General features: G+C 65.6%; 6 protein-coding genes, 1 pseudogene and 1 other annotated feature. Of the genes and pseudogenes, 1 reads left to right on the top strand and 6 read right to left on the bottom strand.

What is annotated here, in order from left to right; all coding sequences use genetic code 11:
* Positions 1 to 81: a sequence feature (AL1L pseudoknot), on the bottom strand. This feature is flagged as partial in the annotation.
* Positions 1 to 359 (bottom strand): annotated as a pseudogene (locus AC3WUM_RS13260) (transposase); the annotation flags it as partial. (Overlaps the previous feature by 81 nt.)
* A 175-nt stretch (positions 360 to 534) precedes the next feature.
* Positions 535 to 1,203 (bottom strand): YoaK family protein, encoded by a 669-nt coding sequence (locus tag AC3WUM_RS13255; protein WP_492410785.1) that lies wholly within the window; start codon positions 1,201 to 1,203, stop codon positions 535 to 537.
* Between the two features lie 414 nt (positions 1,204 to 1,617).
* Here AC3WUM_RS13255 and zwf point away from each other — a divergent pair, with 414 nt between their 5' ends.
* Positions 1,618 to 3,081, top strand: coding sequence for a glucose-6-phosphate dehydrogenase (gene zwf, locus AC3WUM_RS13250; protein ID WP_492410784.1), 1,464 nt, complete (start codon positions 1,618 to 1,620; stop codon positions 3,079 to 3,081).
* A gap of 6 nt (positions 3,082 to 3,087) precedes the next feature.
* Here zwf and AC3WUM_RS13245 read toward each other — a convergent pair whose 3' ends face one another.
* The 4 genes from AC3WUM_RS13245 to AC3WUM_RS13230 all read right to left on the bottom strand — a co-directional run bounded on the left by AC3WUM_RS13245 (position 3,088) and on the right by AC3WUM_RS13230 (position 8,684).
* The gene (locus tag AC3WUM_RS13245; protein ID WP_492410783.1) at positions 3,088 to 4,320 is read right to left on the bottom strand and encodes a GAF domain-containing sensor histidine kinase; all 1,233 of its coding nucleotides are present in this window, start codon (positions 4,318 to 4,320) and stop codon (positions 3,088 to 3,090) included.
* 86 nt (positions 4,321 to 4,406) lie between these two features.
* A complete protein-coding gene (locus tag AC3WUM_RS13240; RefSeq protein WP_492410782.1) occupies positions 4,407 to 5,594 on the bottom strand; it encodes a mechanosensitive ion channel family protein in 1,188 nt (395 codons plus the stop codon).
* 84 nt (positions 5,595 to 5,678) lie between these two features.
* The gene (locus AC3WUM_RS13235) at positions 5,679 to 6,362 is read right to left on the bottom strand and encodes a GH12 family glycosyl hydrolase domain-containing protein (protein ID WP_492410781.1); all 684 of its coding nucleotides are present in this window, start codon (positions 6,360 to 6,362) and stop codon (positions 5,679 to 5,681) included.
* A 3-nt stretch (positions 6,363 to 6,365) separates the two neighbouring features.
* Positions 6,366 to 8,684, bottom strand: coding sequence for a TonB-dependent receptor (locus AC3WUM_RS13230; RefSeq protein WP_492410780.1), 2,319 nt, complete (start codon positions 8,682 to 8,684; stop codon positions 6,366 to 6,368).
* Positions 8,685 to 8,897: the final 213 nt, after the last annotated feature.

Below are 8,897 nucleotides of genomic sequence, written 5' to 3'. Positions count from 1 at the left end.
CCCATGGACCTTCCGGTGATCGTCGATAAACGCAATCATCGTTTGAGCGGGCGGTCGAGCTCCGCCTGGGCAAAATACGCGCTGGCCTTGCGCAGGATCTCGTTGGCTTGCCGCAGCTCTTGGACTTCGCGCTCCAGCGCCTTGATCCGCTCGAGCTCGGCCGTCGTCGGTCCAGGCCGTACGCCCGCGTCACGCTCGACCTGCCGAACCCAGCGCCGCAGCGTCTCGGCCGTGCAGCCAATCTTCGCGGCAACCGACGCAATCGCTGCCCACTGCGAGTCATGCTCCGACTGATGCTCCAGCACCAGCCGAACCGCCCGCTCCTGCATCTCCGGGGAATACTTCGATACTCTTGCCATAGCTCCATTCTCTCAAGTTATGGAGCCTCCGAGTTCTCCGGGGCGGTTCAGAACCATGCGTCCGGTTGCGAGATGGAGCCGACGGCTATACGTGTATGACGTTCAGCGAGGCTGAGCACAAAAGCGCGGGCGAGTTCAAGCTTAACCTCGGTGCTTCACACAAAGCGGTCCGATATCAGCCATCCGCTCCGCCCATGTGCCTGTACACCCAGTAGGTGATGGCCAGCAAAAGCGCAGCGCCCGCCGGGATGGCAAGTGCGGTGAACTGCAAGCGTTGGAAGCTGTAGCCACCGACGGAGCCGCCCAGGATGAAGCCGGTAATGAGCAGCAGGAAAAGGGTCGCTTTTCTCGTGTCGAACGGGTGGCCTCGTAATCTGGCTCCCAGCATCGTGCCGAGGTCCGTGAACAAGCCGGACACATGTGTGGTTCGGATAGACGCGCCGCTGTAGGTGCTGACCATGCCGTTTTGCAGCCCGCAGGCTGCGGATGCCAAGAAATGCCCTGAGTCGGACCCGCGACCCAGTGCCACCATTGCCCACAAGAGCAATGCTGATTCAATGATCAATGCGACGCTGTATCTGCGGCCCAAGCGCAGAACGGCGCCGTTAGTGATGACTCCGCTCAGAGCCGCACCCGCCACGAACGAGATGATGATGAGAAAAAGGTGCACGCTCTCTGCTGCATCGAGATTCACCAGCGACAAGCCGAGCAGCGTCGACGTGCCGGTGAGATGAGACACCCCTTGATGCTTGAAGCCCAAGAGCCCTATCGCATTCACGGAACCTGCGATCGCCGCGAGCCAGAAGCCACTGACCTCAACCCATCGAGGTAGCTTGGTGAACACGAGCTATTGTCTCCGTACGGTCAATGCCGGGATTGTGGCGCGACTTGTTTACGGGGCACCTCGTTGGGCTTTTCTGGCCCATTCGGGCCAAGCCGGTCTGCAAATTCCATGACACTCCAATTTCGATGCGGCCTGAAGCCGAGAGGCTTACCAGTCTGGATTAAACGCTCCGTCCATTTTCACGGCAAGCGTCACCATGCGACCGGGCGCACCGGGATGCGCGGCCTGATCCCGCTGATCGTCGTGCTCCAGGACGGTGGGCAAGGTGGCATCCGGATGCTCCACACGGCATGCCCTGGCCCGAAACGACGCAAGAGCTCGAAGACCGCGGGAAAGACCCGGCATCAGCCTGCTAGGCTGGCGCTCGTATTGCTACGCATACGGCGGGCATCCGGACGAGCAAGGAGCATTCACGTGGCAAAAGTTCATCCCGGCGTCGGACCGCGTTTTCCACAGGTGGTCGTGCTGATCGGCGCGACAGGCGACTTGTCGCGGCGCAAGCTGCTGCCGGGGCTGTTTCACCTGTCCAACGCGGGTTTCATCCCGGGCTGTCGCATCATCGGCGTTTCGCTCGACGAGCTCGATGCCGAGGCGTTTCGCGGCATTGCGCGCCAGGCGCTCGAGGATTTCTCCATGCGCAAGCCGAGCGCCTCGGAGTGGGAGGCCTTCGCGGCCACGCTCGATTACGTGCCGCTGTCGTCGGCCGAGCGCGCGCTCAAGGGCGCGGTCGAGCGCGCGCAGCAGTCGCTCGGTGGCGAGACGCGGCTGCTGCACTATCTCAGCGTGCCTCCGAAGGCGGCGCTGCCGGCGGTGCGCATGCTGCACGCGGCCGGGCTGTCGCAGGGCTCGCGCATCATCATGGAGAAGCCCTTCGGCACCGATCTGGCGAGCGCGGTTTCGCTCAACGCGAATCTGCACGAAGTCTTCGGCGAGGAGCAGATCTTTCGCATCGACCACTTCCTCGGCAAGGAGCCGGCGCAGAACATCCTCGCGTTCCGCTTCGCCAACGGCCTGTTCGAGCCGATCTGGAACCGCAACTTCATCGATCACGTGCAGATCGACGTGCCCGAGACGCTGGGCCTGGGCAAGCGCTCGGCGTTCTACGAGCAGGTCGGGGCGTTTCGCGACATGGTGGTGACGCACCTGTTCCAGATCCTCGGCTTCATGGCGATGGAGGCGCCCACTTCGCTGGAGCCGGCACCGATCAGCGAGGAGAAGAATAAGGTCTTTCGCAGCCTGCTGCCGCTCGAGCCGGCCAATGTCGTGCGCGGACAGTACGCGGGCTATCGCAGTGAGGAGGGCGTCGATCCGGCCTCGGAGACCGAAACCTTCATCGCGCTCAAGTGCCATATCGACAACTGGCGGTGGGCCGGCGTGCCGTTCTATCTGCGCACCGGCAAACGGCTCGCCGAAGGCCAGCGCATCATCTCGATCGCGTTCCGCGAGCCGCCCAAGCGCATGTTTCCGCCCGGTTCGGGTGTCGGCGCGCAGGGGCCCGATCATCTGACTTTCGATCTGGCCGACGCCTCCAAGGTCTCGCTGTCGTTCTATGGCAAGCGGCCCGGCCCGGGCATGCGGCTCGACAAGCTGAGCCTGCAGTTCGCGATGCACGACACCGGCCTGATCGGCGATGTGCTCGAGGCCTACGAGCGCCTGATCCTCGACGCCATGCGCGGCGACCACACGCTGTTCACGACGGCCGACGGCATCGAACGGTTGTGGGAAGTCTCGGCTCCGCTGCTCGAAAACCCGCCGCCCGTGCGCTTCTACGAGCCGGGTTCCTGGGGGCCGAAGGCGATCCACCAGCTGGTCGCCCCGCATGCCTGGCGGCTGCCGTTCGAACGCGCCTGGCGCGATCCGAACCGCACCGGCGCCTGAGCGCACTCAGACGTCTGGCGCGCCGGCCGGAGCCTGGGCCGGAAAGCGCAGGCTGAAGGTGGTGCCGGCCTCGCCCGACTCGACCTCGATGCGCCCCTCGTGCGCCCGTGCGAGTTCGGCGGCGATGAACAGCCCCAGGCCGAGCCCATCGGCCTGCGCCTTGTGGGTGTGGCGAAAGAACGGCTGGAACAGCTGCGGAATGCGCTCGGCCGGAATCGGCGGCCCCTGGTTCGTCACCGCGAGCGTGAACTCGTCGTTCTCGACACGCGCGCACACCGCCACGCCCTGACGCGGATCTCCGTGCGTGTAGGCGTTGGCGAGCAGGTTCGACAGGATCTGGGCGATGCGGTCGGCATCGCAGTAGACCGGCTGCTCGCAATCGAGGTCGACGCGCAGCCCCCGGTGCGGATGAATCGCCGCCACTTCGGCGATCACGCGCTGCAGGGACAGCGCCAGGTTGCCCTCGATCTGGCGATCGAGCGCGATGCCGCCGCCGAGCCGGCCGCGGGCGAAATCGAGCAGGTTGTCGACGAGCCCGGCCATGCGCTGGCTGCTGCTCAGGATGGTCTGCGCGAGCCGGTTCTGCAGCTCCGGCAGCGACATGCGCAGCAGGGCTTCGGCGCAGGCGTTCACGGCCGACAAGGGGTTGCGCAGATCGTGGCCGATGACGGCGATGAACTGCTCGCGCAGCTCGGCGGTCTCGTGCGCATCGAGCAGCTGGGCCTGGCTTTGCAGCAGCAGGTTCTCGGTTTCGAGCTGCTCGCTGATCAGTTCGGCGAAGGCCTCGAAGGTGGCGATCGCCTTGGTCGCCCGCAGCTGCGCCGGCGCCGGGTCGATCGCGCAGAGCGTGCCGAAGAACTCGCCGCTCTTGCGGAAGATCGGCACCGACACGTAGCTCTGGAAGCCGTAGAGCCGCGGCGTGTGGTGATCGCGGAACAGCGGATCCTCGGCGACGTGGTCGATGACCACGGCCACGTGGTTTTGCTGAATCTCGTGGCAGATGGTGGTCAGGATCGGCAGCTCCCCACCGACGCCCAGGCCGAAGGCGATCTCGTCGCGTACCGCGCAGGCGGTCCAGCTGTCCGCGGTCACGCGGGCCACCGCGGCGAAGCGCATGCCGGTGGAGCGGCAGGCGATCTCGAGAATCGAACCGATGGCGCCGATGCGCCCGATCGCGGCGACGTCGGCCGCGATGGCACTGCTTACGGCCGGATCGGCGCTCTGGTCATCCGGGGGCATGACGCTCCAGCCGTGGAACGCGAGGGTTGGAGCCTGGAGTGTAAGCGGATTCGGAGATCGATCGTTGCGGGTACGAAATAACCGGCTCAGCCGGCGGCCGTCGTGGCGGCCGGGATCGGTGCCGGCGGCGGCTCGTGCGTCTGCGGAGCCGTCGGCGTCGGCGAGCTCTCCGGCGCATGTGGTTCGTGTACCGGCGAGGGCGCGGCCCCGGGCGTCTCGCCCTTCATGATCTCGGCGCGCAGATGCGGCAGGTAGAGCGGGTATTCCCGCGCGATGAAGGCGATCAGCCCTTCGCGAACGCGGCAGCGCAGGTCGAAATTGCGCCCGGAGTTCTCGGACGACAGCAGCACGCGCAATTGCATCGTCGAATTGCTCGTGTCGGTCACCTGCACGATGCCGACGCGCCCGTCCCAATCCTTGTCCTGCTCGCAGAGCCGCGTGACCTCGGCGCGCACCGGGTCGACCGGCAGCCGGTAGTCCACCCAGAGCATCACCGTGCCGAGTATCTGCGAGGTCTTGCGGGTCCAGTTCTGGAACGGCTTTTCGATGAAGTACTGCAGCGGCACCACGAGCCGGCGCTGGTCCCAGATCGCCACCACCACGTAGCTGCCGTTGATCTCCTCGACGCGGCCCCATTCGCCTTCGAGCACGAGCACGTCGTCGATGCGGATCGGCTGCGTGAGCGCGATCTGCAGGCCCGCGAGCATGTTGCCGAGCACCGGCTTGGCCGCGAGGCCGACCGCCAGACCGGCGATGCCGGCGGAGGCGAGCAGGCTCGCGCCCACCTGGCGCACGCCCGGAAACGTCATGAGTGCGATCGAGGTGCCGATCAGCAGGATCACGCCGTACAGCGTGCGCGTGAGCACCTTGGTCTGCGTGAGCAGAGAACGGGCGCGCAGGTTGTCGGCCGCATCATAGGGGTTCAACGCGACGATCGCTTCGCCGGCTACGCGCACGCAGCGCAGCAGGAAGATCGTCATGGCGACGATCAGCGTCACGCCGATTCCATGTCGCACCGTGCCGATGGCGGTCAGATCGTTCGGCGCCGCCTGCAGCACCACGTTGAGCGCGATCATCGAGACGACGAAGGTCAGCGGCACCTCGGTGCGCCGCACGATCATGCCGAGCACCGAGTGATGGCTCGTGGCGCGCGTCGCCGCGAGCCGGAAGATGCGCATGGCCAGGATCACGAGCAGCAGCGCGATCGCCGCCGCGAGGCCGGTCCAGGCCCATGGCGGGGCCTGGGTGCGCAGATAGTCCAGCATTTCGTTCATGAGATTCCCTTCTCTTGTTGAAGCTTCCTGTTTGCGTTGCGACTTCAGCAGCCGGCGTGCCCGGTGCTGCGTTCCGCCGCAGTTTCAGCCGATGTCGAGGCTGTACTTCTCGATCACCGTGCGGCCCTTGCCGTGGGCGATCTCATTTCCGAACTCGACGCTCGCGATAAGTTCGTTTCCATCGAGCCGTTTTCGTGCCAGCAGCTCGCGTACGAAGACCATCAGGTCGATCACGCGGGCCGGCATTTCCTCGCGCAGCACGAAGGCGTAGTAGCGCCAGTGCTGCATCTGCGTCTCGAACAGATCGGCTTTCCCGTACGGGGTGTCGACGGTCGCAATGCAATCACCGGCCGGTTCGAGACCGCGTTTTGCGATCCACACCATGACCTCGGCCTGAATGTGCTCGGGCCTGGCCTGCGCATCGTCGACGAGCCAGAGCTCGAAAGCCGCATTGTAGTGGCCCTTGGCGCGCGTCTGCGTGACGTAGGCGATGCGAATGCGCTCGATCGCCGCAAGTGGCGCAGGCAGCGTCGCCAGCGTCGAACGATCGAGGAAGGGCTTCTTGCCGTGGATGATCTCGGGATACGCGACCACCTGCGAGGCCTCGTGTCCGGTACTCGCGGGCCAATCCCACTGCCAGCCGAGCTCGTCGCCGGGCGGGGTCGAGGCGCTCTGCGGCGGATCGTCACCCGCATAGCCCCAGGCGTTGTTCTGCACGCAGCCGTCGCCGTAGGGCAGCAGCGCGTGGTTCTTGTGGATGCGCGGCATGCGTCAGAACTCGACGATCAGATTCGCCGACAGGCGCCGTCCGCGATCCGCGCGCGAGGCCACGTAATTGCCAGCCGCGAGCGGCTGATCGAGTACCTGATCGACGATCACTTCGCGCGTGAGATTGCGGGCGGCCAGGCTCAAGGTCCAGCCGCCGGCGCGCGTACCGAACACGAGGCGCGTGTTGAGCTCGGTGGTGGCCTTCTGCAAGGTCACCGGGTCGAGATCGACGTCGACGTAGCGCTGGCTGCGATACAAGGTCTCGATCGCGAGAGTGGCGAGCAGATCGCGCGGCAACGGGAGTGTGAACGATGGAATCGCGGCCGCGGTCCAGCGCGGCGCGTTCGACAGCGTGCGGCCGCTCAGATCCTGCGTCGAGTCTTCCGACATCGCCGGTGCGGGCGCATCGGGATAGCTTCGATAGTAGGCGTCTGCGTAACCGGCCGAGCCGTAGAAGGCGAGACCACGCAGCGGCAGCATCCAGTGCACCTCGAGTTCGCCACCGCGCGAGCGCGCGCTCGCCGCATTCAGAAACACCGGTGCCGCGGCGCCGCTGTCGGTCGCGAAGGTCGAGACCTGCAGGTTGTCGAAGCGCGTATCGAACAGCGCGGCGGAAAGACGCAGCGAGCCTTGCAGCAGGCGCGCCTTGGCGCCGAGTTCGAGGCTCGTCGCGCGCTCGGGATCGAACTCCAGATTGCGATCGTTGAGCGGCAGCGCATTGAAGCCGCCGCTCTTGTAGCCGCGCGTCCAGCTCAGGTAGGTGTTCGCGTTCGGAAGCATCTGCCACTTGAGCCCGAGCTTGGGCGAGAACTCGGTTTCGGTGCGGCTCAGGTGCGTGTCGTGATCGTTCTGATCGGCGATCAGCGGAATCAGAAAGCCTTCGGCGGTGCTCGTGAAATGGCCCTGCTTGTGCTCGCGGCCGACGCGCGCGCCCGCGATGAGTGCCCAGTCGTCGAGAACGAAATATTCCATCTGTCCGAATATGGCCTGCGTGCTGGTCTTCTGGTCCAGCGTCACGTACGCGGCCTGATCGCCACCGAGCAGCGGATTGAGCACCGGGTTCAGCAGGTCGACGAGCCGGCCGATCGGGAACGCGAGCCGCGTGAGCGGCGTTCCAAGCAACTGCAGGCCGGCGTTCGCGTTCGGAGCGCCGGCCTGCGCCGCGGTGACATAGGACAGCGCGGCGCCGAGGTCTTCGACGCGGAACACGTCGTTGGCATTGAGCGTGGATTCGTACCAGTAGCCGCCGATGACGAAGTCGATCGCATGGCCGAAGCCGAGCACGTTGTCGTCGTGTCCGGTGAAGCGGAATTCCTGGCTCAGCTGGCGAAACGGGCTCGGGTCGATCAGGGTGTCGCGGATGAACGGAATCGAGCTGAAATCCGCATCGATGTCGCGATCTTCGATCACCTGCCGCGCGTAGGCGCTGATCGCGGTGAAGTCGAGCGTGTCGATGCCGTACAGACCATCGAGCGGATAATCGACCGTCGCATTGGCACCGACGAAGCGCGTCGCCCCGCGCGCGGGTACGTTGGCCGAGTTGCGAAAGTCGAGCTGGCCCTCGGCATCCGCGTCGTGCTGCCGCATGAGTTGCAGCATCGGATCGGAGACTTCGATCAGCTGGAAGTTGTTCGCGTTGAGGCGCTGGTCGGAATAGAAGGCGCCGAAGTCGGTGCGGATCTTCTCGGAGTCGTAGCGCACGCGCAGGCGCAGTGTGTCCTGGGCGACGTTCACTTCGTCGCGATCGAGATCGGTGTTGAACAGCTCACCCTGGTCGTCGCGCGAGAAATTGCCGGACAGGCGCGCGGACCAATGCTCGTCGAAGACCATGTTGAGCACCGGGCGCAAGGCGTATTCGCCGCTGTCCGAAATGAATGCTTCGCCAACGCCGCCGTTGCCGGGACCGGGTCCACGCGTGACGAGGTTGAAGACGCCGGCCGTGCTGTTCTTGCCGAACAAGGTGCCTTGCGGGCCGCGCAGCACTTCCATGCGATCGACGTCGTTGAAGAACACCGAAAGGAAATTCGAGCGGCCGTAGAACACGCCATCGACGACGGTGCCGACCGAAGGCTCGAAGCCCGCGTTGGTCGACAGGGTGCCGAAGCCGCGCACGAAGAAGTCGCCACCGGTCGGCGACAGCGCGATCGTGACGTTGCCGACGTAGCCTTGCATGTCCGCGAAGCCGGTGGCCCCGCTTTGCTGGAACAGCTCACCGGCGACGGTGCCGACCGACAGCGGCACGCGCTCGATGCTTTGCGCGGTCTTCTGCGCGGTGACGATGATTTCGGGCAGTTCGGCCGTGGCAGCGGTTTCATCGGCCATCGCCGGCTGCGATGAGCACGCGAGCGCCCATGCGACGATGCAGGAAAAAGCGGGCCGCTTGCAGGCTGGCATCCACGTCCTCAGTAAAAGCAGGCGCGGATTGTGCCGAATCTGGGGCTTGGATGCTTCTTGCCGCCGTCCCCTCTCCCGCGTGCGGGAGAGGGTGCGCGCAGCGCCGGGTGAGGGACAAGCCCTGGGCGGGCGCACATTCCA

It is taken from the genome of Hydrocarboniphaga sp. FW305-C-57 (genome assembly GCF_058783045.1).
Note: the sequence above shows the minus strand (reverse complement) of the source record. Positions and strands in the feature narration are given on the sequence as shown.